At 40.6% G+C, this 22,851-nt stretch carries 23 protein-coding genes; 7 read left to right on the top strand and 16 right to left on the bottom strand.

Going from position 1 to position 22,851, the window contains the following annotated elements:
• Window positions 1–37: 37 nt before the first annotated feature.
• Window positions 38–748 (bottom strand): polysaccharide deacetylase family protein, encoded by a 711-nt coding sequence (locus CSV69_RS09650; RefSeq protein ID WP_099693280.1) that lies wholly within the window; start codon window positions 746–748, stop codon window positions 38–40.
• Window positions 749–923: 175 nt separating this feature from the next.
• Here CSV69_RS09650 and CSV69_RS09645 point away from each other — a divergent pair, with 175 nt between their 5' ends.
• Window positions 924–1,460 carry an ECF transporter S component gene (locus CSV69_RS09645; RefSeq protein WP_085427654.1) on the top strand — a complete coding sequence of 179 codons (537 nt, stop codon included), beginning with the start codon at window positions 924–926 and terminating at the stop codon, window positions 1,458–1,460.
• A gap of 150 nt (window positions 1,461–1,610) precedes the next feature.
• Here the strand turns inward: CSV69_RS09645 and CSV69_RS09640 are convergent, their stop codons facing one another.
• Window positions 1,611–3,122: a malate:quinone oxidoreductase gene (locus CSV69_RS09640; protein ID WP_099624920.1), complete on the bottom strand. Its 1,512-nt coding sequence runs from the start codon at window positions 3,120–3,122 to the stop codon at window positions 1,611–1,613.
• Window positions 3,123–3,370: 248 nt separating this feature from the next.
• Window positions 3,371–4,564 (bottom strand): DUF4317 domain-containing protein, encoded by a 1,194-nt coding sequence (locus tag CSV69_RS09635; protein WP_085427656.1) that lies wholly within the window; start codon window positions 4,562–4,564, stop codon window positions 3,371–3,373.
• Between the two features lie 162 nt (window positions 4,565–4,726).
• Between CSV69_RS09635 and CSV69_RS09630 the strand changes: the two genes are divergently transcribed.
• A complete protein-coding gene (locus CSV69_RS09630) occupies window positions 4,727–5,149 on the top strand; it encodes an organic hydroperoxide resistance protein (RefSeq protein ID WP_085427657.1) in 423 nt (140 codons plus the stop codon).
• Between the two features lie 322 nt (window positions 5,150–5,471).
• Here CSV69_RS09630 and CSV69_RS09625 read toward each other — a convergent pair whose 3' ends face one another.
• The 9 genes from CSV69_RS09625 to isdC all read right to left on the bottom strand — a co-directional run bounded on the left by CSV69_RS09625 (window position 5,472) and on the right by isdC (window position 13,851).
• A complete protein-coding gene (locus CSV69_RS09625) occupies window positions 5,472–6,218 on the bottom strand; it encodes an alpha/beta hydrolase (protein ID WP_099693279.1) in 747 nt (248 codons plus the stop codon).
• Window positions 6,219–6,237: 19 nt separating this feature from the next.
• Window positions 6,238–6,858, bottom strand: a complete 621-nt coding sequence (locus CSV69_RS09620) for an NUDIX hydrolase (protein WP_085427659.1) — start codon at window positions 6,856–6,858, stop codon at window positions 6,238–6,240.
• A gap of 110 nt (window positions 6,859–6,968) precedes the next feature.
• Window positions 6,969–7,745, bottom strand: a complete 777-nt coding sequence (gene srtB, locus CSV69_RS09615) for a class B sortase (protein WP_085427660.1) — start codon at window positions 7,743–7,745, stop codon at window positions 6,969–6,971.
• 11 nt (window positions 7,746–7,756) lie between these two features.
• On the bottom strand, window positions 7,757–8,527 hold the full coding sequence (locus CSV69_RS09610; protein WP_099693278.1) for an ABC transporter ATP-binding protein: 771 nt from the start codon (window positions 8,525–8,527) through the stop codon (window positions 7,757–7,759).
• 6 nt (window positions 8,528–8,533) lie between these two features.
• Window positions 8,534–9,499 carry a FecCD family ABC transporter permease gene (locus CSV69_RS09605; RefSeq protein ID WP_099624923.1) on the bottom strand — a complete coding sequence of 322 codons (966 nt, stop codon included), beginning with the start codon at window positions 9,497–9,499 and terminating at the stop codon, window positions 8,534–8,536.
• A 33-nt stretch (window positions 9,500–9,532) separates the two neighbouring features.
• Window positions 9,533–10,411, bottom strand: coding sequence for a heme ABC transporter substrate-binding protein IsdE (gene isdE, locus CSV69_RS09600; RefSeq protein WP_143560822.1), 879 nt, complete (start codon window positions 10,409–10,411; stop codon window positions 9,533–9,535).
• A gap of 48 nt (window positions 10,412–10,459) precedes the next feature.
• Complete coding sequence (locus CSV69_RS09595) at window positions 10,460–11,674, bottom strand: NEAT domain-containing protein (RefSeq protein ID WP_099693276.1); 1,215 nt, start codon at window positions 11,672–11,674, stop codon at window positions 10,460–10,462.
• 90 nt (window positions 11,675–11,764) lie between these two features.
• Window positions 11,765–13,195: an NEAT domain-containing protein gene (locus CSV69_RS09590; RefSeq protein ID WP_099693275.1), complete on the bottom strand. Its 1,431-nt coding sequence runs from the start codon at window positions 13,193–13,195 to the stop codon at window positions 11,765–11,767.
• A 2-nt stretch (window positions 13,196–13,197) separates the two neighbouring features.
• On the bottom strand, window positions 13,198–13,851 hold the full coding sequence (gene isdC / locus CSV69_RS09585; RefSeq protein ID WP_233192360.1) for a heme uptake protein IsdC: 654 nt from the start codon (window positions 13,849–13,851) through the stop codon (window positions 13,198–13,200).
• Window positions 13,852–14,189: 338 nt separating this feature from the next.
• On the opposite strand from isdC, the gene CSV69_RS09580 reads away from it, so the two are divergent.
• Window positions 14,190–14,678, top strand: a complete 489-nt coding sequence (locus tag CSV69_RS09580; protein ID WP_085427666.1) for a hypothetical protein — start codon at window positions 14,190–14,192, stop codon at window positions 14,676–14,678.
• Between the two features lie 51 nt (window positions 14,679–14,729).
• On the opposite strand, the gene CSV69_RS09575 is transcribed toward CSV69_RS09580, so the two are convergent.
• On the bottom strand, window positions 14,730–15,506 hold the full coding sequence (locus tag CSV69_RS09575; RefSeq protein ID WP_099693273.1) for a TatD family hydrolase: 777 nt from the start codon (window positions 15,504–15,506) through the stop codon (window positions 14,730–14,732).
• A 121-nt stretch (window positions 15,507–15,627) separates the two neighbouring features.
• Between CSV69_RS09575 and CSV69_RS09570 the strand changes: the two genes are divergently transcribed.
• Window positions 15,628–16,416: a DUF817 domain-containing protein gene (locus CSV69_RS09570; protein ID WP_099693272.1), complete on the top strand. Its 789-nt coding sequence runs from the start codon at window positions 15,628–15,630 to the stop codon at window positions 16,414–16,416.
• Between the two features lie 117 nt (window positions 16,417–16,533).
• Here CSV69_RS09570 and CSV69_RS09565 read toward each other — a convergent pair whose 3' ends face one another.
• The 3 genes from CSV69_RS09565 to CSV69_RS09555 form a co-directional block, all read right to left on the bottom strand.
• The gene (locus tag CSV69_RS09565) at window positions 16,534–17,217 is read right to left on the bottom strand and encodes a peptidylprolyl isomerase (RefSeq protein ID WP_085427668.1); all 684 of its coding nucleotides are present in this window, start codon (window positions 17,215–17,217) and stop codon (window positions 16,534–16,536) included.
• A gap of 42 nt (window positions 17,218–17,259) precedes the next feature.
• The gene (locus CSV69_RS09560) at window positions 17,260–17,784 is read right to left on the bottom strand and encodes a YehS family protein (protein ID WP_099693271.1); all 525 of its coding nucleotides are present in this window, start codon (window positions 17,782–17,784) and stop codon (window positions 17,260–17,262) included.
• A 74-nt stretch (window positions 17,785–17,858) separates the two neighbouring features.
• Window positions 17,859–18,215 carry a winged helix-turn-helix transcriptional regulator gene (locus tag CSV69_RS09555; protein WP_085427670.1) on the bottom strand — a complete coding sequence of 119 codons (357 nt, stop codon included), beginning with the start codon at window positions 18,213–18,215 and terminating at the stop codon, window positions 17,859–17,861.
• Window positions 18,216–18,340: 125 nt separating this feature from the next.
• Here CSV69_RS09555 and CSV69_RS09550 point away from each other — a divergent pair, with 125 nt between their 5' ends.
• The 3 genes from CSV69_RS09550 (at window position 18,341) to gshAB (ending at window position 22,784) form a co-directional block, all read left to right on the top strand.
• Window positions 18,341–19,459: an S-(hydroxymethyl)glutathione dehydrogenase/class III alcohol dehydrogenase gene (locus tag CSV69_RS09550; RefSeq protein WP_099633728.1), complete on the top strand. Its 1,119-nt coding sequence runs from the start codon at window positions 18,341–18,343 to the stop codon at window positions 19,457–19,459.
• Window positions 19,460–19,463: 4 nt separating this feature from the next.
• Window positions 19,464–20,297 carry an S-formylglutathione hydrolase gene (gene fghA, locus CSV69_RS09545; RefSeq protein ID WP_099693270.1) on the top strand — a complete coding sequence of 278 codons (834 nt, stop codon included), beginning with the start codon at window positions 19,464–19,466 and terminating at the stop codon, window positions 20,295–20,297.
• Window positions 20,298–20,522: 225 nt separating this feature from the next.
• Complete coding sequence (gshAB, locus tag CSV69_RS09540; RefSeq protein ID WP_099693269.1) at window positions 20,523–22,784, top strand: bifunctional glutamate--cysteine ligase GshA/glutathione synthetase GshB; 2,262 nt, start codon at window positions 20,523–20,525, stop codon at window positions 22,782–22,784.
• Window positions 22,785–22,851: the final 67 nt, after the last annotated feature.

Raw genomic sequence — 22,851 nt, 5'->3', positions numbered from 1 at the left:
TTTTTCATGTAATCTATTGTAGATTTATACAGAAAAACTACAAGTTACTCTTATTAACAGAAACAAATTCTATACCCTTTCCTACAGCTTCATCTAAGTAAATAGAGAGCTTGTCCAACATATGAGCTGGTGCACGGTCATCGGCACCTCGGTTAGTGCCGTCGTCGTGTAGTAAAATAATCGAACCGTCAGCTGGGACGTTACGCAAGCCTTCTAGTAGTCCTTGCTCGCAACTATTTATTTTCCAGTCTTTGAAGACATGTGACCAGAGGACGATTTGATACGGTCTGGTGACGAATAGTGTTGCTGCGTTCATAAAACCCCATGGCGGTCTGTATACTGTTGGTGATTCTCCTGTAATATCGAAGATGGCACGATGGGTTTCCTTAATTTCTCGTGACAACATAGAAGGCGTTAGCAACCAGCTAGATGTATGGTTGTCGTGATGAATACCGATTTGATGACCTTCTTTGTGCATACGTTCGACAACCTCAGGATAGTCTCGAACATGTTGGCCCACTACGAAGAATGTTGCTTTGATTTGATGTTGCTTAAGTAAATCGAGCAGTTGCATTGTGTAAACGGGATTGGGTCCATCGTCAAACGTTAAAGCAATGCCTCTTCGTTCTGGCAGACGTTTCATGACTCGGTACCCTGTTGACCGGATCAAGGCGGTAGCTCCCATGCCATAGGCAAAAGGAAGAAGTGCAGCTGCTCCTGCAATCCAGGCAATGTTTTGTTTTTTCATACTAACTCACTTCCTTTTTCTTTAGTATAGAGTGTATTTATTCGTAATTCAAAATCATAACTATGTATCCATTCTATTCTGACCACTAAACTTTATCCTGTATTGACTCTTTTTAAAGTATCAGATTCCCTTTATTCTAAATCTAATACTTTTATACGTGAGGATGGTACAGACCATGCAGAAAACACAAAGTTATCCTACGCAACGAACAAAGACATTTGATTTAATACTGACGTCCATGCTTGCATCACTCGTGTTCGTCGCTACACTTTTACTTAATATTAAGCTGCCTCTTGGAAACGGTGGACTGATTCACCTCGGTACTGCCATGTTGTTCATTGTCTCTATTTTATTCGGACCTAAAAAAGGGATGATCGCAGGAGCTATCGGAATGGGCTTATTCGACCTCGTCAGTGGCTGGGCGTTGTGGGCACCTATCACTATCCTGACACGTGGCTTGCAAGGGTATATTGTTGGTAAAGTTGCATGGTCAAACGGCCGTAAAGGAACAAGCTTCAAATTTAACCTACTCGCCATGCTGATTTCGATACCACTCACTGTTGCAGGCTACTACGTAGGAGAAAGTATACTCTACAACAGTTTAATCATCCCGCTTGCTTCCATACCAGGTGATCTAGTGCAATGCGCAGTGGGAATAGCAATTGCTATTCCGGTTTGTGCGATGTTGAAAAAGGTTTCCATGTTTAAATAAACACTACCCACTGCAAAAGCAGTGGGTAGTGTTTATTTATATGTACTATTCATTTTCTAGAACTAAACGAGTTAAGTGTATATAAAAGTGAATTCATTAAAAAAACTCTACTACGAATCACATCGTAGTAGAGTTTTATGATTCTAACAATTAGTTATGAACTACTTCTTTCTCCAGCTCATTCTCTGTCAGTTTTAATGTTTTGGAAGTAGATGCATGCATGTCCTTCAATAACTCAGGATGCTCTGCTAATGCTTTACCAAATGAAGGAATCATCTCCTTCAACTTCGGCTCCCAGTCGCTTACTTGCTCAGGGAAGCACTTGTTAATAAGGTCCAGCATAACTGCTACTGCAGTAGATGCTCCCGGAGAAGCTCCTAGCAACGCTGCAATTGAGCCATCCTTATCTGTTACAAGTTCCGTACCAAATTGTAGCGTCCCTTTGCTATCTGGAGTATCTTTGATAACTTGTACACGCTGTCCCGCCGTCCATAAATCCCAATCTTCGCTCTTCGCATCTGGAATAAATTCACGCAGTTCATTGATACGTTGTTCTTTTGTTTGTACTACTTGTTCTACCAAATACTTAGTCAACGACATATTCTTTGCACCACATGCTAGCATAGTCGTTAAGTTATTAGGTTTTACAGAACCAATTAGATCCATCATAGATCCTTCTTTTAAGAACTTCGGTGTGAAGCCTGCAAATGGTCCAAACAGCAAGGATTTTTCGCCGTCTATATAGCGAGTGTCCAAGTGTGGAACGGACATTGGCGGTGCACCGACTTTAGCTTTACCATATACTTTTGCATGATGCTTTGCAATGACATCTGGGTTTTTACAAACCATGAATACACCGCTAATTGGGAATCCACCAATGTGCTTACTTTCAGGAATACCTGTTTTCTGAAGCAATGGAAGACTTCCGCCCCCGCCACCAATGAAAACAAATTTAGTTTTATGGAATTCAAGCTTTCCATCTTTATTATTCTTTATTTTTAATTCCCATTCGCCATCACTTGTACGCTTGATATCTTCTACTTGATGACCGTAGTTCACTTCAACGTCCACTTTTTGCATGTGCTCGATTAACATACGAGTCAACGCACCAAAGTTTACGTCCGTACCTGTATCAATTTTTGTTGCAGCAATTGCTTCATTGACAGTACGGTCTTTCATGATTAACGGAATCCACTCTTTCAACTTCTCCGGATCTTCGGAAAACTCCATTCCTTGGAATAGTGGATTTGCTGTCATCGCTTCAAAGCGCTTCTTCAAATACTTCACATTGTCTTCACCTTGTACAAGACTCATGTGTGGCAGTGGCATTATAAATTGCTCAGGATCTTTAATTAATTCTTTCTCGACTAGATGTGACCAAAACTGCATAGAAAGCTGGAATTGCTCGTTTACTTTAACCGCTTTCGCAATATCTACAGTACCATCCGGTCTTTCAGAAGTGTAATTCAGTTCACACAATGCTGCGTGACCTGTTCCTGCATTATTCATCTCATGCGAGCTTTCTTCACCTGCTCTATCCAGTTTCTCGAACAAGGAGATGTTCCAGTCTGGCGCTAATTCCTTTAGCATCGTTCCTAGTGTCGCACTCATAATTCCGGCACCAATTAAAATAACATCTGATTTAGTTTGTCTATTACTCATTTTGACCTTCCTTATATGTGAAATTTACAGAAACGTAAATGTTCCTAAATAAGGCGTCACAGCATACATGGCGCGTACTAGGAGCACTTTATTCTGTCTTGGTTTGACCATACAACTACTACCATCTTTTCTAGTATACATCAAATATAACGAGGTTTAAAGAGACTTGTCTGTTTGTTTGTGAAGATAATCACAATAAAGTGTCAGAATTCTGTTATATTTTCTTTTTATTTTAGCATTGAGAAATTTCATGTTAATAGATCTTCTGAAATCACTTTAAATCCTTCAATAATCGTATCTTCTTCTACTTCAATCAAAATACATTGCTTGCCATCATAGTTGACCTGCTTCACATATTTCAAGTCTTGTGGGCTGATAGAAATATTGGCTACTTTGGTTTCAATTTTAATTGACTTCGATGTATAGCTAGGGACAATGTGAGCCGCCTTCATTTCATAAGATGTGTCATCGACTATAGTCTGGAAAGCCGTTTCTACCGCTTCTGTATTGACGTAGTCGACACCGCTCATTTTCAACACACGCTCTACTTGCTTCGCATCAATTACTGGTGGCTCTTCCGGTTCTTCCTCTTCTTCATCCACTACAGTCAACCTGTAGATTGCCTCGTAGACATTTCCTAGCGTTTCCGTATCTACTTCGCCACCTACTACTTGTTTAACAATCTCCTCGAAAACAGCTTTATCGTCAGCGGCAGTAACTACTTCTTCTCCATTCAAGACATTCTCTATAAACGCATAGTCGGGCTTATTCGCTTTACCGGCTGCATACAAGACATGGTTTACATCAGCCGAATTGTCTGTAAAGCAAGGGAAGAGAAAGCCGCCGATGGGTGATGCTAGATTAATGATAGGATCAAGCATCGTATTCGATTTAAATTCACGCTCTTGAAAATCAAATACGATAGAGCGCTTCGGCAAGTCGGTGTGATTCATACTGCATAGAATAAACGGTGTCGTAAACACTTCATCACGCATATCGATTTCTGTCTCTTCACTGTTACGTTTGGTCTTTTTAAAGTAGTTCCCACGAACAAATGTGATGACAAGATCTTTTTCATATTGGACATCTTTCACCATCTTCAATGCCAAATGCTGCATCTCAGTTTTCCAATCATCTACTTCTTCTGCCTGCAAACCTTCATACAATAACTTTTGTGTGTGTTCCTCATTAGGCTCTTCTTCCTGACGTTCGAACTTCACTTCAAATAACTTCATACCTAGCTTACCGCCAAGTACTTTCTTGAAGTTCGTCATGAATAATTCCTGTTGTTCACGGTCCAGCAAAGCAAAGGCCTGACTTTCCTCATGATAAATCTCACTGCTTTCCTGTCTAATATACACATGGTAAATATCAGTGATTGTTAGAAGATCTGTATCTAATTTAAATCGTTTACGAATATCTGCAATATCGTTCTTATTCATTTTCGTTCCCACTTCCTAACTGATTTAAATGAATTGATTCAACACGTTGGATGATGTTATCACACTTATCTGGAAAAAATTAAATAAATTGTACATAAAAAACGAAAAAACGGGTACACAATGGAGTGAGACTAAAAAATGTATACAAGGAGTAGTGATTTCATGTCAGAAAAACTATTTACAGCCACAGCAACTGCTAACGGAGGAAGAGAAGGTCATGTTGCGTCTTCCGATCAAGTAGTTGAATTCGATACGGCAATGCCTGGAACAAAACGAGCGAAAGAATTAGAGCGCTCTACTAACCCCGAGCAATTATTCGCTGCGGGTTACGCGGCTTGTTTTGACAGCGCACTTCAACTCGTCGCAAGCAAAGAACGCGTTAAATTCTCTTCCGAAGTCACAGCAAACGTCAGCCTGTGTAAAGACGAATCGGACGGTGGCTTCAAGCTAGAAGTAGAACTACAAGTAAAAGGTACAGACATTGAAAAAGCACAACTAGAAGAACTAGTAGAAAAAGCACACCAAGTCTGCCCTTACTCTAAAGCTACAAGAGATAATATTGCCGTTACATTAACAGTAGCCTGATTACAAAATCGTACGAACACAAGATAGAGCTGTCCCCGAATTCGTGATGACGATTTCCGGGACAGCTTTTTAAAATAGTATAGGATGTAACGTCGTTGAACCTACTTCAGCGCTAGCAAATAGCTCTCGTTTAGTAAGTATTAAACAACTAAGTCTTTACCTATCGCTAGTAATAGAGAAATAAACTAGTTGATCGTAAGTGGAAGGCGGTGACTCCCCGATGGATCAGCGGCTCAAGCCACGCCCATGGGAAAGCGTTCGCCTGGAATGTCGATCAACGGTGCCCCCACCTCACTAATTCTACTGAATATGCCCTACTAACTTATTTCAATCTATCAAGTAACTCCAAAATAGCAGTAGTCGTCTGAGTCATCTGCTCTTCATTCGATATAGTAGCCTTGCCGTCACCCTTCTGCTCACCGTAATCACCAAACTCCGCATGATTACCACCCTTTATCTCCAAGAACTTCGCATCACTAGGCATACTAGCCTTAGCCGCTTTAATAGCCTTCGCATCTGCCACTTCATCACGACTCGCCCAAATCGACAACACATCCACCGACGTTTCACTCAAATCAGTGTGACTACCAGGATAAGAGGCCAACAACACTAGCGCAGCAATCTTATCGTGACGTAATGCATAATCAGATGCCGTGACACCGCCTAAAGAATGCCCACCAATCGCCCATGTAGTAATTTCAGGATGCTTGCGTATGACTTTATCCGCTCGATCAGGTGAAAAGATGGCCATCTTCAACGGCAAGTGAGGAATGACCACAGTATAACCTTCTTTTGCCAGCTCTTTTGCCATCGGGGCGTAGGCTTCTGCCTCTACTTTTGCACCTTGATAAAAAATAAACCCGATATTCTTTTTATTCGAAGTCGGTTCAAACACCAACTCTTTTTCATTTTCAACTGTTACTTCCGAATCTGATTGCAAATGATCTTCTGCGTAAGACTGCGCCTTATAATAAAAGCTAGCAAATACGAAGAAACCAACCGCGATGATCAATAGGAAAATAGCGAGTCCAATAAATAACTTAAACTTCCACGACTTCTTTTGTTTCATACTCGATCCTCATTCCAGTTTATTTCTTCATGATCTCGATGAAATGCTTTAACACTCTAGCCGTCAAACCCCAAACGGTATAATTGCCATATTCATAAAACCATTCTTCAAGTGAATGGCTTCTAAATTTATATTGATTCCCGTTCATGATCTTTTCGAATGGGAAATTATCCGGTGGTGCTGTTTCGACTGCTACGGTATGCATATAGGGCTCATGTTCTATCAACCAGTCCAGTGGAATCGCAAACACTTCTTCCACTTCGTCTTTATTATAGCTACGAATAATTTCATTGTAATCAACGACTGCCACAAACGGATAGACAACGAATGAAGGCGATGCTATATATGGACTTAACTCTCCTAGTACTTGCACCGTCTTCGGATTAACTCCAAGCTCTTCCTGTGTCTCTCGTAAAGCAGCTTCCATCGGTGATGCGTCTGTTATATCTATTTTGCCACCCGGAAAGCTAATATCACCCGGTTGCTTTCTCATCGTGAAAGAACGCACTTCAAATAGTACATGCCATTCTCCATCCGCTTCTACTAACGGAATAATAACGGCTGAACGGAATGCTGTCTCTTCCCCAATAAATAAGGATTTGTTATCGAATAATTTATTTTGTAGTTGCTCTAAGTCCATGAAGTCCCCCACCTCATTGTTTTCATCTATCGTATCATTACCAGACGAATCCTTAAAGAAATTAAAAAGAGCTACTCGTAAAGAGCAACTCTCCATATTATCAATATATGTCAGCGCTTCACGAGTTTCCCTTGCACTACATATCGTTTATCTTTACTATTCACAGAGTTATTACACGTAGACAGCGTGACAATTCGATCTTCAGGTCCGACTTCAACAGGCATATCGATTAGCGACCGTGCTTCAACTTCTCCTAAAAACTCACTGAATTCTTCATTCGTCTGAAAGTCTGTTTCAATATAATAAAAATCAATCGTCGTTTCATAGGCTGCGAATACTTCAATATCATAGCCATCATATAACGTATCGACATAAATAATAGGGTGTGCGTCTGCATAGTCTTGTTCACCAAATTTTTTCAAACTACCGAACATCGTATCATTTCTCATTGCATGGCCATAGAGAACCGTGTTTTGACTCATGTCTTGGATATCATTACGAAAATCCATAAAGACACTTCCCGCACGGCTACTTTCTCGAGTGAAGTTTCGATTTAAGTAATAGTCATTGTCTTCAGCTTGCAGTATGGGATTATGTAACTTGGTACCTTCCACAGACACCCATCCGACAATATCCTCATTCACTTTATGCAATTTTTCAAATTGCCTACGCATTGAATACTCACCTAACGAATGTTCTTGCGACGTTTCTTCCGCTACAGCTAGTTGCTTCGTATCTTCAAGAGCTGTCTCATATATTTGTTGCGTATCTTTTAACGAACTGGCTGATTCCACGTAAGTGTACAAATACTGTACGAGTAAATAGCCTGAGTAGAGAAAGACTGCCAGATAAACGAAAGGCAACAGTTTCGACAGACGTTTTTTCATCAGCTTCCCCCCTAAATGCCAAGGGACATCATGTAAAGGCCTAATTCGTCATCTTCCTTGAATACGGCATTGACTCCATACACTTCTTTAATGACATCCTTTGTAATGACCTCACGCGGTGAACCTTCTGCAATAATGCGACCATTCTTCATCATTATAATTTCATCGCTATATCGAATTGCCTGATTGATATCATGCAACACCATGACGATCGTCAATCCATAGTCTTCATTTAGTGACTTTACGAGCTCCAATAATTCAATCTGATAATAAATATCCAAATAGGTGGTCGGCTCATCCAAGCATAGTATTTCCGATTGCTGTGCAAGTGCCATGGCAATCCATACACGTTGACGCTCTCCGCCAGATAATGCCTCTAAGTCTTTATGCCGCTTGTCTGTCAGATTCGTGACGGACAATGCCCAATCTATAGCCTTTTGATCTTCATCCTGATTTCGTTGCAATAATGTTTTATGAGGCAACCGGCCAAAGCTGACCAATTTTTCAATCGTCAAGTCTTTTGGCACTTCATTCTGCTGATACACAATAGCTAGTTTTTTTGCGAATTCTTTCGGCTTAAACATCACCAAGTCACGATTCTCGAGTGAAGTTGTGCCCGACTTCGGCATATTGCTTCTCGATAGAACGCTGAGTAATGTCGATTTCCCACAACCATTCGGGCCGATAATCGTTGTAACTTTCCCTTTAGAAATAGACGTAGAAACGTCATCCAAATGATTCGTTATATTATCGTGTGATACAATAATGCGCTTCATTTCCATAACAAGTCACTCTTTTCGCAGTAAGAATATTAAGAACGGTCCACCGATAATCGCCATCAGCGTTGAGGCTGGTATTTCAAGCGGCGCTACTATTGTACGCCCCAGTGTATCCGCAAGTAGAATAATCAACGCCCCTAAAAGTGCAGTGAATGGTATGAGCACTTTGTGATCATACCCTACTAACCTACGGGCAATGTGTGGCACAAGCAATCCAACAAACGAAATCACACCCGCCACTACAACCGATATTGCTGCCAATAACACTGCTACTGCCGCTATAATTAAACGGGCACGGGCGACATGGAAGCCAATACTTTTTGCTGTCTTATCTTGCAACACCAATAAGTTACACCAGCTGTATAATGCAAAAGCTAACACCAATCCGATCGTTCCGTACGTCGCAATCGTCGAGACATCACTCCATGTACGCATCGTCAAATTTGAACCGATGATACTGGAAGCTGAGACATTTAATGAACCACCAAAGCTGATGAAAGCTTCAGTGAGTCCCGTGAACATAGCATTGATCGCGATTCCAACAAGAATTAATTTTAACGGGCTAAGACCCGATTTCCACGATAGTGCAAACACTAGAAAACAAGCGAATGCACCGCCCATAAATGCAAATAAAGGCGTCATGAAAAAGAGCGCCGGGAAGAATGAAATAATGAATAACTGTACAAACGCCGCACCGGAAGATATTCCGATAATCCCTGCATCCGCCAATGGGTTACGCATGACAGACTGTAGCAAGACACCCGATACCGACAATGCCGCCCCTGCAAATATTGCGACAATCATGCGAGGAAATCTCAAATCACGAATCGCTTCCATCTGACTGTTACCTTGTTCAAAGAGTGCACCAAAAAATTCAAAGAATCCCATTTTGATGCTGCCTGTCGTAGCTGAATACACGATAGTTACGACAAGCAACAGGGATACGATTATATAACTAGTTATTCTTTTTCTCATGACGGACTTCCTTTTCAAACGAAATTCATCGAGTTATCGATAGAATATCTTCATTAGCTCACTTAATGCCTCAGGTACTTGCAAAGAAGCCGTTGTACCGAATAACTCTTCTTCTAAATCATATACTTTACCATTTTTTACAGCATCGAAATGTTTCCATACATCATTTGTTTGAAACTCTTCGTTGAACATTTCCACGACCTCATCCGGCATGCCGTGTGATAGACGCAAGATAATGTCTGGATTACTATTATGAAGATACTCCGTATTGGATGATAAGTATTCAGGATCCTGCCCTTCCATTACATTCGTTCCCCCTGCACGTTTCACTAGGTCACCTGCGTAGGAATTTTCTGTAGCTACTAAATAACTGCCTGGAATACCGAGTAAGATCAAAACGCTTGGCCCTTTACGGTTCGCAGCCACAACTTCCGCTGCTTCAATTTTCTTCTGTAGATCCCCTACTAATTTATCTGCTTGTGCTGTACGATCATAACGCACTCCAAGACCTTGGATTTCTTCCATCATCGAATCGATACTTTGAAAGTTCAAAAATGTCGCGGGTATATTCAATTGCTCAAATCCATCTTCAAGATCATATTCCAATGTAGAAACAGATAAGAAATCTGTCGTGTCCAAGGATTTCACGATTTCCATATCGGGCGTCATGGCATTACCAATAGTAGGAAGTCCGTCGAAACGGCTTGCCATTTGTTTTTCAGATTCAGGAATAGCGATAGCATCTATATCTAACTTATCGAGAATTTCTGCAATAACGACAGTACCGGCAATAATTCGCTGATCACTTGTTGTATCTGTTTCACTCTTCACTGCGTCATCTGCTGAAACAGCCTTTTCTTCTTTATCATTACCGCATCCTGCGATAATCGCTGCTGTCATGATTGCCAACATCAGCAGTATATATTTCCACTTTTTTTGCACAATGTAATCCTCCACTCGTTATTTATCACTTATCATGCTGTTTTTCTTTGTCAGCCTGCGTAAAAATAAAATACCCGACAGCATACATAATGATAATAATACACCGATTCTCAACACATCAAACGGTATTGTCTGATCGGTCTCCTCGTTCATTGCCACCTCTTCAGGTTCACTTGCTACTTGTGCAACGACTTGATCTGGTTGTTTCTTTGCACCGTCCACTGTACGATCAAACTCCAGTTTTTCTTCCGTCAGAAGAGGAGGTACGTCTGTCTGTACTGGCTGCTTTTCTTCGGATGACTTATCCAATTTTTCATCTTTTTTCGTAACGGTAGATGGTTTCTCTGCAGTAGTAGATTTTGCAGGTTGCTCTACTCGCTTAGTCAATGAAGAAACAGCTTTACTATTTGAAGCTTCCTTACGTAGAAACTTCGCCGTTTGTTGCTGGTTGAAAACAATTTGCAAAAACTCTTCTTCTACATGTGAACTCACAGGGTTCTCCGCTTTCATCCAAACGCCTATCCCCTTCTGGAAGTCTTCTACTTCAAACTGCAAAATACGCGTATCGGTTTGCGATACTACTTTAGGTTCCACTAAATTTCCTTGCTGCTCTACAGTAAATCCCTTGACCTTGCTAGGATGAAGTATTTCCAACTGTGCATAGAATCGATGATCACGTTCAATAACACGAATTACTGGATTGACATAGTCATTCATGGCAGACAATTTTCCAGCTAACAGCAGTTGATAGTGTATCGTATCATCACCTGCCTGAATTGACTGTATTGGTTGGCTTTGATCAAACGCTGGCAATGACTGTTGCTCGATGAGGAGTTCAGAAGAAAATGTTTGCTGTGCATGTTCTTTCGCTAATCTATACGTTCCTGCTAGTTCAATCTTTTGTTGTACATCCTTAATATCAAACTGAACTAAATTTTCTGCTCTATTCAGCCGGGTACTCATTTTGTTCCCTTGCTGCATGGCAGTGATATGCGTTAGGATGTGATCATTTTTCGCTGAAATCGATAACGTATAGCGATCTTCCTTAACAGTTAACGTAGCCTGCTTAATAAATAAAACATCTGTATCCTCTGCTTCATGTGATAGAAAATTTAGTTCAACTTGATAGTCATCCGTTGCGTTAGTTTTGCTTTCATTTGCATTTACAGAATGAAAAGGAAGCCACGCTGAGATGAGTAGCAAAAGTAGAGGCAACCAAACAATTCTTTTCATTTCAAACGTACACTCCTTTACATATCGTGTAAAACGACAGGAACTTCCTTCCGCATGTAAAAAAGCGAAAGGAAGTATCTGTATTTACTCTTATTTTTTCATGAAGTTCAATGAACCGTTTAGAATTTTAGCCATTTGTGTACGTTGTAGGGAATCGCCAGAGTTGATCAAGACTTTACCATTCGGCTGTTTTGCGCCTGTCATGATTTTTTCCGCGTATAACAATGCAAATGCTTGCTTCGCTTCAGGATCTGTAATGACTTTTCCATCTGCATAGAACGGAAGAGTTGTATCTCCTTTTTTGATTTCTTTACCTTCTGCAAATTGAATTGCACGGTACAACATCAAAGCACCTTGCTGACGAGTCAACGTGTTATTCGGGTTGAACTTTTCATTCGTTTGTACAATGCCTGCTTCCGCTAGAGCATTGATTGCGCTGATCCGTTCTTTATCTGTGATTTTACCTAAGTCTTTAAATCCAACATCTTTAGTTGTGTCGAGATTTAACGCACGTGCTACCATTAATGCAAACTGTGAACGTGTAATGTTGTTGCGTGGATTGAACTTATCCGCACTTTTTACAATCCCTTTATCAAGCAACGCAAGGATTGCTTCTTTGTTGCCGTCTTTATCAATATCTTTAAACGGATTTACGACTGGTGTAGGGTTTGGTTTCACTTCATTAGTGAAGTCCAGTTGTACTTTATGGTTTGCATCATACTTAACAGGTCCTTCATTTACAATAACGTGAAGGTCAGCATTCACTAACTTTGTTAGGTCTGCTACTTTAAATGTGTATGTGCGTGCCCCTGTTGATTTGTCATCTGTTGCAATTGGGATTTCCTTGCCAGCGATTTTGAAGCCGTGGATGTAACCGCCTTTAGGGAAAGTAAGAGTTACTTCATTACCATCGGTTACTTTCTTTACTGAAGCTGTCGATGACATGTAATCCTTCATGATCGACTCTTCTTTTGTTCCATCTTTGTAAACTTTTACATTTACTTTACTAATTGTTTCTGCATCTGTGTCTGCTTTAGCGACCGTTGCTTTGAAATCGAATGGATACCACTTATCCATGTTAGCAGGTGCATATACAACATGGATTTTGCCTGAATGTATTTCATCCGCTACTACTGGGAAAGTATAAGTCGTTGTGCCGTCCGCATTTTTAACTTCCGTTGCATCAGCAAACTCTTCTCCTTGTTTCGTTTGAAAGCCTGCAATCATAGGAGCTGATTTAACTGCAACCGTTACCTTCGCATATGTTACTCCATCTTTTTCTACCAACGTACCTTGTGGAATGAGGTGGCTACTGATTGCAGGTTCTGGTGTAGTTGTACCTGATTTATAAACATGAAAGTCAACTACTTGATCCACAGCAATCGTCTGTTTCAAAGCCGACACTGCTTGATCACTTGTGCTGATCGGGTTAGCGGATGCTGCTGTTGGAATAGCGATAGAAGCTGCTAATAGTGAAGCAAGTACTACTTTTGTTGCGCGAGATGATGTTTTTTTCGTCATAATTATTGTTCCCCCTGTTTTTTTTGGAATCTAGTTCTATACAATAAAAATGCAGAACCTGCTAATACAAAGATTAATAGGTACGGCGTTGAATCACTAGTTTGCGGATTCTTTACTGGCTTTTGGGTAGTAGGCTTTTTTGTTATAGTACCTGTGCTCGTATTGGTATTCGTGTTCGTGTTAGCACTTGGTGGAGTAGTATTCGTTGCAGGTGGTTTTACAGCTGGTGGTGTAACGGCAGCTTTTTCTTCAAACACCAAGTCAACTGTATACTCGTGGTGATAATTGATATCCTCGACATCAACTTTCATAGGAATCTTCACTGGTTTAGAAATGTCATTTACACTAAACTCTACAACTCTTGTATCGGCTTTAAGATCTTCATTGACTACTTCTGCTCCGCCCGCTGGCTCAAACTTCGTAATCCAAGAGCTGTTCTTAAGAGTAAGCTGTACGATGGCAGAACCATTCGTTACAGTGACGAGTGCTGGCTTTTGAAAGTAATCATTAGCAATAGATGCATTAGAGCTGTCTGGCTGGTTTACTTGATAGTTTAATTGCTGAGTACCATCCGCTATCTTAGCGGACGCTTGTGGCAAGCCAACTGTCAGCACGAAAAAACTTACAACTAAAAAGTACAAAAATGTTTTTTTCACTTGTACATAATCTCCTCTCACTTGTCATTTTTCATGCTACATAAATCCAATAATTGATTGCCAATTGTCGGATAGACTTCTACTTCTAAAGTATCTCATAAATAGCCCCATACATGAAAGGAAGGCACTCAAACGTCTATTTTTTTATGACGACTATGTGACGATTTTAAGAGATAAATGAGAACGGTTATCATTTAATATATCTTTTATTGGCCACTATGTCAATCATATTTTGGAAAATTATTTCAATTTATATTTCAGGCTTTTTAGTTAGTCACGAACTAAGGGGCTTTGCATAGTCTAGATAGATACGAGTTAAGAATGAAAGGAGTTTTATAATGAATCTTGAATCTTTTAGCGGTGTCGTAATGGTGATAAATGATTTTTACACCGGGCAAAACAACGACTCAGGTTGCTACATGCTAATGACAGTCGATAATGGTCGCGGAAACGTTGTTAACTTTGTAGTAGAACCAACAACTTATTTCGTCCATCAAGTGAAAATTCATGTTGGCGATCACGTTACAGGATTTTATGATGCGGACGCCGCCACTCCTATGATCTATCCTCCTCAATTTAGAGCCATTGTTATGTCAAAGGATTCTAAAAGCGAAAATATCAAAGTGGACTCCTTCAATCGTCGCTTACAAAGTAGCGATGGAACGCTTCAGCTAAATCTATCTCCACAAACTGAAATACTGTCTACAAATGGTCAGTATTTTACAGGAAATATAGCAGACCGGAATTTGATTGTGCTGTACGGTTCGGCAACAAGAAGCATTCCCGCGCAGACTACGCCACATAAAATCATTGTAATTTGTACATGAAGATTATAACTATTAGAAAACAGGGATACGTCGCTATGACGTATCCCTGTTTTATAGTCGATAAAATTCTTGTGTTCTAGTATATATCTCTTCATAGACTTCTTCTAGATCGATCCCTTTGATGACTGCTATGCTCTTCATACTCTCATGGACCATAGAGGGGTGCGTTAACTTACCTTTGAACATCTCCTCAAAGGACCAAGGCCCATCGGTTTCTACCATTAGTTGACTGAGTGGAACACTTTCTACTAATTGTTGGATCTTTGGCCTATATACCACTTCAGGCGTTACTGAAATCATATAGCCATTTGAAATAATTCGATGCAAAACACGATCTTCTCCTTTAAACCAGTGGAAGTGGGCGCGAGAAACTGAATACTTTTCCAGTAACTCACACACTATTTCCGCATCTTCGTACACCGCATGTAAAGCGATTGGTAAATCAAGTTGTCCAGCCTTTCGGATAAAACACTCTAACAAATGTACATAAGGAGCTAAATCCAGGCCGGGCCGTTCTCGTCTCAAATAATAAGGCAACCCCACTTCTCCAATAGCCGTTAGACTTTCTGCATGATCATCAATTAGTCTTAAAATAGATAATGCTTCTTGTTCTGTCGGCAAAACTTGTTCGGGGTGGTAACCAATTGCTGGTTTGATTCTATCATCTGTTTTTGCAAGGTTTAGTTGTCTTACAGAAGACTCAAGATTATTCGAGACCGAAACTAGTGCAGTTACATCATTTTGCTCCAATTCATTCAAAATCTTACTACGTTGATCTATTTCATACATATCCATATGAATATGTGCATCGATTACATATCTTCTCAAGACCCATTACTCCCCCCGCTTTGATTTACTATGTTCCACGTGAAACGTCTACCCGTAAATGAACCTTGTCTATTATATCTGCGTCCTACTAATTTACATTAGGAAAAGCAGGTGGTGGTTTATGAATTCGCACCGCATACAAACAAGAGTCGTACATGCTATAAAACAACTTGGTACGTTTGGCTGGCAACAAGCACTTTCTTGTATCTTCCCTGTCATAATTTTCGCTTCGCTTGCACTAACACAAATTATCACTCTGCCATTTCTGCCAAGGTATGATTGGTTGCTTCTAATTTTTGTAGCAACTCAGTGGTGGATGGTACGCTCGGGTCTTGAAACACGGGACGAACTAAAAGTAATTACGCTCTTTCATATGATCGGTCTTACTTTGGAGATCTTCAAAGTACATATGGGTTCATGGTCTTACCCTGAGGAAGGGTATTTCAAAATTTTAGGTGTCCCCTTATACAGCGGCTTTATGTATGCGAGTGTAGCAAGCTATTTGTGCCAGGCATGGCGTCGACTTGATGTACAACTCATTCAATGGCCTTCCTTCTACATAGTCGTTCCGCTATCCATTGCCATCTACGGAAATTTCTTCACTCACCACTATTGGATTGATATGCGTTGGTGGTTGTCTGTACTCGTTCTAATCGTTTTCTGGCGTGCGTCGGTACGCTATCGGGTAAACGATGTATCGTATCGAATGCCGTTAGCCCTTTCATTTGTTCTTATAGGTTTTTTTGTTTGGATTGCTGAAAACATTGCTACTTTCTTTGGTGCATGGACCTATCCAAACCAGAGTGAGACATGGCACCTAGTCGGAATCGGAAAATTAAGTTCTTGGTTGTTACTGGTCATTGTTAGTTTTCTTATCGTCGCTACGTTAAAGCAAATTAAAAAAGAGTAGCTCATTTTTTTGTACTGCGAATCATATATCATACTGATTTCCCAGGAAATATAGACGTCGTAACTAGTAAAAACGCAATAGCCCTATATGATGGGCTATTGCGTTTTTCATTCCGTATTAATGTGTAGTTGGTTTAGGATAATCGAAGCCTTTCGTATCTACTTCAACCGTCTTCATCTTTTGCTCTTCAACAGGCTTATCCATAGCGTCTGTTTCATTAGCCACGATAGCATCTACTGTTTCCATGCCTTCAATCACTTTACCGAAAGCTGCATACTCGCCATCCAGAGAAGCCGTTTCATCTGTCATGATGAAGAATTGTGAACCAGCGGAATTCGGATCCTGTGCACGTGCCATCGACAAGACACCACGCTCATGCTTCATATTGTTTTCAAAACCGTTTGAAGAGAATTCTCCATCAATAGAGTAACCAGGTCCGCCTGTCCCGTCACCCGAGGAGTCGCCACCTTGGATCATAAAGCCTGGAATGACGCGATGGAAAATCAACCCGTCATAGTAGCCATCTTCAATTAACGAAATGAAGTTTGCTACTGAATTCGGTGCAACAGTCGGCTCTAATTCTAAAACGATTTGTTCGTCATTTTCCATTGTAATGGTTACAACTGGATTCTCTTTTACATCTGCTGAGTAATCTACCGCTTGCTCTTTAGGTTCTTCTTTCGGCGTCTCGGTAGTCGTTTCTGCTGGTTCTTCTTCAGTCGCTTTTCCACAACCTACTAAAAGAATGGCCAACGCCAGTATACTCATCATAAAGTACAATGCTTTGTTACGCTTGAACATATTTTCCCAACACTCCTAACTTTTATCTTTCATTATATCCTATTAATTCTCGGTGTCTGTATCGCGATAACGAATCGCTAACCCTTTTAAAAAGTTACGTGCATATCGATCTCCACATGGTTTGTAATTGCGGTGCCCTTCTTTACGAAGAACAGCACTTAATTCATTTTTAGAAATCGTCACACCGACACTTTCTAGAATATCAAGCATATCTTCACTTGTGAGCGCTAATGCGATTTTTACTTTTTTCAGCAAAATATTATTTACATTACGATGGCCCTCTTCAGACATTAAAAATGGTTGGGGAGCATTTCCTGTGTTCTCAGGTACTCCTCTTTTTGAAATGATGAGTCCATTAAGAAATGACTCTAACGTAATGTTGTCAATTTCTTTGGCATATTCATTCATTTGCATTTCATCCGTGCTATCCTCATTCGTTTTTGTTAGCATTTCTTTAACTTCTGCTCTGTTTGTATTCAGTCCGCCTAGCGCAAACATTTCAACCACTGCCGAGTCTTTCAAATCCAGTGCGTAACGCAGTCTACTTAAAATGTCATTATTATTCATGTGATCACCTGTTCCCTCTCTAGTATATTGCTGTGATTCTTAGTATAGCCTGTTTGGTTATAGAATGTCCTCATTCAGTCGACTGTTGTTTGATCTGCTTCTATCGTTTGTAAAAACTGGTCGCCGAAATTACAAATCGATGTCACGACTGGTTCTAATAGCAGACCCGTTTCACTTAATTGATATTCCACTTTAGGTGGTACAACAGGATAAACGTAGCGTGTCACAATATTATCCTCTTCCAACTCACGCAACTGTCTGATTAACATGCGTTGATTGGCGTCAGGAAGCTTTTTCTGCATCTCGCTTAGTCGTAATGGCGATTCGTGTAGCAAGCACCAGATAATCGCAATTTTCCAACGCCCGCCAATGACGGATAAAGCTAAATCCTTACTAGTGAAATATTGTTTATCTTTATAATGAATGACCATATTGCTTCACTTCTTTCTATACTATTCATGTTCATAGTGACAAAAGAGTCAGTATTGCATGGTGAATTATAATATGTAATGATAGAAATGTAAACACTATAAAGCAAAAGAAAGAAGGGCTTCATTTGAAAAGTAGAGCAGCTGTAGCATTCAAACCTGGAGAACCACTTAAAATTGTAGAAATCGATGTAGAAGAGCCAAAAGCTAATGAGGTATTAGTCAAAATTCTTTACACTTCTGTCTGTCACACAGACGCATACACATTATCCGGCGATGACGCGGAAGGAGTATTCCCTGCCGTTTTAGGTCATGAAGGTGCTGGTGTCGTAGTTTCAGTAGGTGAAGGAGTTACTTCCGTCAAACCTGGTGATCACGTGATTCCACTGTACACACCTGAATGTGGAAAATGTAAGTTCTGTCTATCCGGTAAAACTAACCTATGCGGCGCAATTCGCGAAACACAAGGTAAAGGATTAATGCCTGACGGTACTACACGCTTCTCTTACAACGGTGAACCCATCTATCACTACATGGGAACAAGTACTTTCAGTGAGTATACTGTCGTGTCTGAAATCTCCCTAGTTAAAGTAGAAGATCATAACGTACCACTTGATAAAGTATGTCTATTTGGTTGCGGCGTCACTACAGGTATCGGAGCTGTTCATAAGACAGCGAAAGTAGAAGAAGGTGCTGTTACAGCAGTCTTCGGTCTAGGAGCTATTGGTTTAGCCGTTATTCAAGGACTAAAGCAAGCGAAAGCAAGCCGAATCATCGCAATCGATCTCAATGAAGATAAGTTTGAACTAGCGAAGAAGATGGGCGCAACCGATTTCATCAACCCTTCTAAATTCGACAAGCCAATTCAAGAAGTCATTGTAGACATGACCGACGGCGGTGTAGATTACAGCTTCGAGTGTATCGGTAATGTCGAAGTCATGAAAGCTGCTCTTGAATGCTGCCATAAAGGTTGGGGCGAGAGCATCATCATTGGTGTCGCAGGTGCTGGTAAAGAAATTCATACACGTCCATTCCAACTAGTTACAGGTCGCGTATGGCGTGGATCTGCATTTGGCGGAGTAAAAGGAAGAACTGAATTACCAGGGATGATTGATGACTACATGGACGGTGAAATTGATTTAGATTCGTTCATTACGCACCAACTAAACTTTACCGATATCAATGAAGCATTTGATTTACTGCATAAAGGTGAATCAATTCGATCAATACTAACATATGGAGAGTGAGATCATGAATGTAGAACGCGTTGAGCAAAGACGATCTTTTGGTGGGGAACAAAACAAGTACAACCATTATTCAGAAGTCCTCAAGTGTGATATGACATTTAGTATCTTCTTACCGTCAAATACAGAGCAAAAAGAAATACCTCTCATTTGGTTTTTATCGGGATTAACATGTACGGATGATAACTTCAGTCAAAAAAGTGGTTTCCAAAGCTTGGCTGAAAAACATCAAGCGGCAGTAATTATTCCAGATACATCACCACGCGGAGAAGACGTAGCGGACGATGAGGCATTCGACCTTGGACAAGGTGCGAGCTTTTATCTAAACGCAACAGAAGAGCCATGGGCAACGCATTATCAGATGTATTCTTATATAACACAGGAGCTAAGTGAACTGGCTGCTACTCTTGTGCCTAACTTCTCAGGTAACGAAAGTATTATGGGTCACTCGATGGGTGGTTATGGTGCCTTGATGATCGGAATGAAGAATGCAGACCGTTTCAAAGCGATTTCCGCGTTCTCCCCCATTTCAAGTCCAAGCGATGTTCCTTGGGGAATCAAAGCATTTACGACGTACCTAGGTGAAGACAAAGCGACGTGGAAAGAGTGGGACACTGCCGAGTTAGTGAAGGAAGCAGGTATTCCTCCCATACTTATTACGCAAGGTACTGCAGATGGCTTTTATCCGGAGCAGTTGAATGAGAAACCGTTCCTTGAAAATGCGAAGCAGCATAATCAAGTAGTGAAATATAATAAAGTAGACGGCTATGATCATAGCTATTTCTTCATCTCTTCTTTCCTGGAGGAACACTTTGATTTCCATATGAAGAACTTGGGATAATTTGAATACATGTAGATAATTGAAGACTATATAAGGGGGCGCTTCCCATAGGCCTACGGGAATGCGTCCCCTTGCACTGTCTATCAACGGTTCATCTTCCTATTGCATTCAGCTACATTCCGAATGTCCACATTATTTCTGATGTGGATGTTTTTGTTTTTAAGAGCATATGAACTAAGATAGAAGGAACGTATTAAAATCTATTACATAGGAGGGACTGTTACGATGGATCTAAAGAAAATGTTAGCCGATGAACGTGTGAAGCCGTATGTTCTGAAAGCTCGGTACGGTATTGAAAAGGAAGGACAACGCGTAGATTTGGAGGGGAATTTAGCGACGACGGATCACCCCGCAAGCGTTGGAATGGCAGATGAACATCCGTATATTCAGCGCGACTTCTCGGAAACGCAAATGGAATTGATCACGCCTGTCCTGAACACGCGAGACGAATTATTTGATTATCTATCAGCTATCCATGACGTGGCATACCGCTCCATAGGAAAAGATGAAATGTTATGGCCATTAAGCATGCCACCTGCGCTTCCCGAAAAAGAGGAAGATATCAAGATTGCAAAATTGGAAAACTTCGAAAATGTTCTCTACCGACGCTCGTTGGCTAATTCATACGGTCGCCGAAAACAAATGATTTGTGGGATCCATTTTAATTTTGAATTCAGTGATGAATTGCTCGGGAAATTATTTGATTTGCAGTCCGAAACCGATAATTATCAATACTTCAAAACAAATATTTATTTAAAACTCACTAGAAATTACTTATACTACCGCTGGCTTGTGACGTACTTTTATGGTGCCTCCCCTACTAGTGATGAGAATTTCTACGGTTGCGATGATCAGCCAAATGAGCCGGTTAGAAGCATTAGAAGCAGCAGATTCGGCTATGTCAATCACGATGATGTGAAAGTTTCATTTAGCTCGATAGAGAAGTATATTGACGATTTATCTTGCGTAGTAAATAGAGGTTTGCTCGTAGAAGAAAAAGAATTCTATACCGCGATGCGCTTACGTGGAAGCGAGCGTGTAGAGGAATTCTTGACTGAAGGTGTTCGTTATGTAGAGCTACGAAATATTGATTTGAATCCATTTGAAACGAATGGAATTAGCTATGAACAAGCGGAATTTCTTCATATTTTCTCTCTATATCTTCTGCAGAAAGACGAACATCCAGAAAGTGACGAGTATGGAAAAGTAGGCGATGCGCGAAATGACGTAGTCGCACTTGAGCATCCTTTGTCACATACGACATTTGAAACAGAAGCGCATGAGCTAGTTGATGGTATGGAAAAAATGACTAAAGAATTAGGCTTCCCTGTTTCCGACTCGTTATTTAGCAATTTGAGAGCCATGCTAGAAGATCCTTCGAAGACACTAGCCGGCAGATTGTATACGGAAAGCCAAAAAAGTAGTCAACATCAAGTGGCTTTGGAAATGGCAAGAGAAACCTACGCCAATCTATGGGAAAAACCTTATGAGTTAACGGGCTTTACGGATATGGAATTGTCTACACAAATCCTCATGTTTGATGCATTTCAACATGGTATCGAAGTAGAGATTTTGGATCGTCAAGATCAATTCTTGAAGCTGAAATTACGAGATCATGTAGAATTCGTCAAGAACGGTAACATGACTAGCAAAGATACGTATGTCTCGACTTTGATAATGGAAAATAAAACGGTTACGAAAAAAATTCTTCATCAAGAGGGTTTTTGTGTACCTGGTGGTGACGAGTTCAACAATATAGAGGATGCATTACGTGCCTTTGAGATGTTCGCTAAGACGCCTTTCGTTGTCAAACCCAAAACAACGAACTACGGAATCGGCATATCTATCTTTAAAGATGGTGCCAGTTACGAGGACTACAAGCAAGCCATCACACTTGCATTCAATGAAGACTCGTCTGTCTTGGTAGAAGAGTTCCTGAATGGCACAGAGTACCGTTTGTTCGTGCTACACGATAAAGTACTTGCCATTATGCTACGCGTACCTGCAAACGTCACAGGAGACGGCACACACACGATTAAGGAACTGGTTGAAGAAAAGAACCAAGATCCACTGAGAGGTACAGACCACCGTACGCCATTAGAACTTATCCAGTTGGGCGAACTAGAAGTTCTCATGCTGAAAGGTCAAGGCTATCAACTGGATTCAATCCCTAAAGACGGTGAAATTGTCTACTTACGTGAAAACTCTAACGTCAGTACTGGCGGAGACTCAATTGATGTAACCGATCAGTTTTCCGATGATTATAAGAAGATTGCAGTAGAGGCAGTAGCTGCTCTAGGCGCAAAAATTAGCGGAATTGATTTCATTATTGAAGACCTCGATGTACCAGCAGCAAATCCAGGTGCGTATGGCATTATTGAAGCGAACTTTAATCCTTCGATGTATATGCATATCTACCCTTATAAAGGGGAATCTCGTCGAGTGACGACGGATATATTATATTACTTATTCCCAGAACTAAATTAAAAGCACACAATGAAACGGCCCCTTCCCTTTTGCAGAACATCTGTCTGCATCAAAGAAAGAGGCCGTT

This window comes from Sporosarcina sp. P26b (assembly GCF_002743245.1).
Lineage (GTDB): Bacteria > Bacillota > Bacilli > Bacillales_A > Planococcaceae > Sporosarcina > Sporosarcina ureae_C.
The sequence above is the reverse complement of the archived record's forward strand: the minus strand, read 5'-3'. Positions and strand labels throughout refer to the sequence as shown.

What these genes read in the sequence shown, in the direction of transcription:
- CSV69_RS09650 (WP_099693280.1), bottom strand. Translation starts at nt 748, where the DNA reads ATGAAAAAACAAAACATTGCCTGGATTGCAGGAGCAGCTGCACTTCTT.
- CSV69_RS09645 (WP_085427654.1), top strand. Translation starts at nt 924, where the DNA reads ATGCAGAAAACACAAAGTTATCCTACGCAACGAACAAAGACATTTGAT.
- CSV69_RS09640 (WP_099624920.1), bottom strand. Translation starts at nt 3,122, where the DNA reads ATGAGTAATAGACAAACTAAATCAGATGTTATTTTAATTGGTGCCGGA.
- CSV69_RS09635 (WP_085427656.1), bottom strand. Translation starts at nt 4,564, where the DNA reads ATGAATAAGAACGATATTGCAGATATTCGTAAACGATTTAAATTAGAT.
- CSV69_RS09630 (WP_085427657.1), top strand. Translation starts at nt 4,727, where the DNA reads ATGTCAGAAAAACTATTTACAGCCACAGCAACTGCTAACGGAGGAAGA.
- CSV69_RS09625 (WP_099693279.1), bottom strand. Translation starts at nt 6,218, where the DNA reads ATGAAACAAAAGAAGTCGTGGAAGTTTAAGTTATTTATTGGACTCGCT.
- CSV69_RS09620 (WP_085427659.1), bottom strand. Translation starts at nt 6,858, where the DNA reads ATGGACTTAGAGCAACTACAAAATAAATTATTCGATAACAAATCCTTA.
- srtB (WP_085427660.1), bottom strand. Translation starts at nt 7,745, where the DNA reads ATGAAAAAACGTCTGTCGAAACTGTTGCCTTTCGTTTATCTGGCAGTC.
- CSV69_RS09610 (WP_099693278.1), bottom strand. Translation starts at nt 8,527, where the DNA reads ATGGAAATGAAGCGCATTATTGTATCACACGATAATATAACGAATCAT.
- CSV69_RS09605 (WP_099624923.1), bottom strand. Translation starts at nt 9,499, where the DNA reads ATGAGAAAAAGAATAACTAGTTATATAATCGTATCCCTGTTGCTTGTC.
- isdE (WP_143560822.1), bottom strand. Translation starts at nt 10,411, where the DNA reads ATGTTGGCAATCATGACAGCAGCGATTATCGCAGGATGCGGTAATGAT.
- CSV69_RS09595 (WP_099693276.1), bottom strand. Translation starts at nt 11,674, where the DNA reads ATGAAAAGAATTGTTTGGTTGCCTCTACTTTTGCTACTCATCTCAGCG.
- CSV69_RS09590 (WP_099693275.1), bottom strand. Translation starts at nt 13,195, where the DNA reads ATGACGAAAAAAACATCATCTCGCGCAACAAAAGTAGTACTTGCTTCA.
- CSV69_RS09580 (WP_085427666.1), top strand. Translation starts at nt 14,190, where the DNA reads ATGAATCTTGAATCTTTTAGCGGTGTCGTAATGGTGATAAATGATTTT.
- CSV69_RS09570 (WP_099693272.1), top strand. Translation starts at nt 15,628, where the DNA reads ATGAATTCGCACCGCATACAAACAAGAGTCGTACATGCTATAAAACAA.
- CSV69_RS09565 (WP_085427668.1), bottom strand. Translation starts at nt 17,217, where the DNA reads ATGTTCAAGCGTAACAAAGCATTGTACTTTATGATGAGTATACTGGCG.
- CSV69_RS09560 (WP_099693271.1), bottom strand. Translation starts at nt 17,784, where the DNA reads ATGAATAATAATGACATTTTAAGTAGACTGCGTTACGCACTGGATTTG.
- CSV69_RS09555 (WP_085427670.1), bottom strand. Translation starts at nt 18,215, where the DNA reads ATGGTCATTCATTATAAAGATAAACAATATTTCACTAGTAAGGATTTA.
- fghA (WP_099693270.1), top strand. Translation starts at nt 19,464, where the DNA reads ATGAATGTAGAACGCGTTGAGCAAAGACGATCTTTTGGTGGGGAACAA.
- gshAB (WP_099693269.1), top strand. Translation starts at nt 20,523, where the DNA reads ATGGATCTAAAGAAAATGTTAGCCGATGAACGTGTGAAGCCGTATGTT.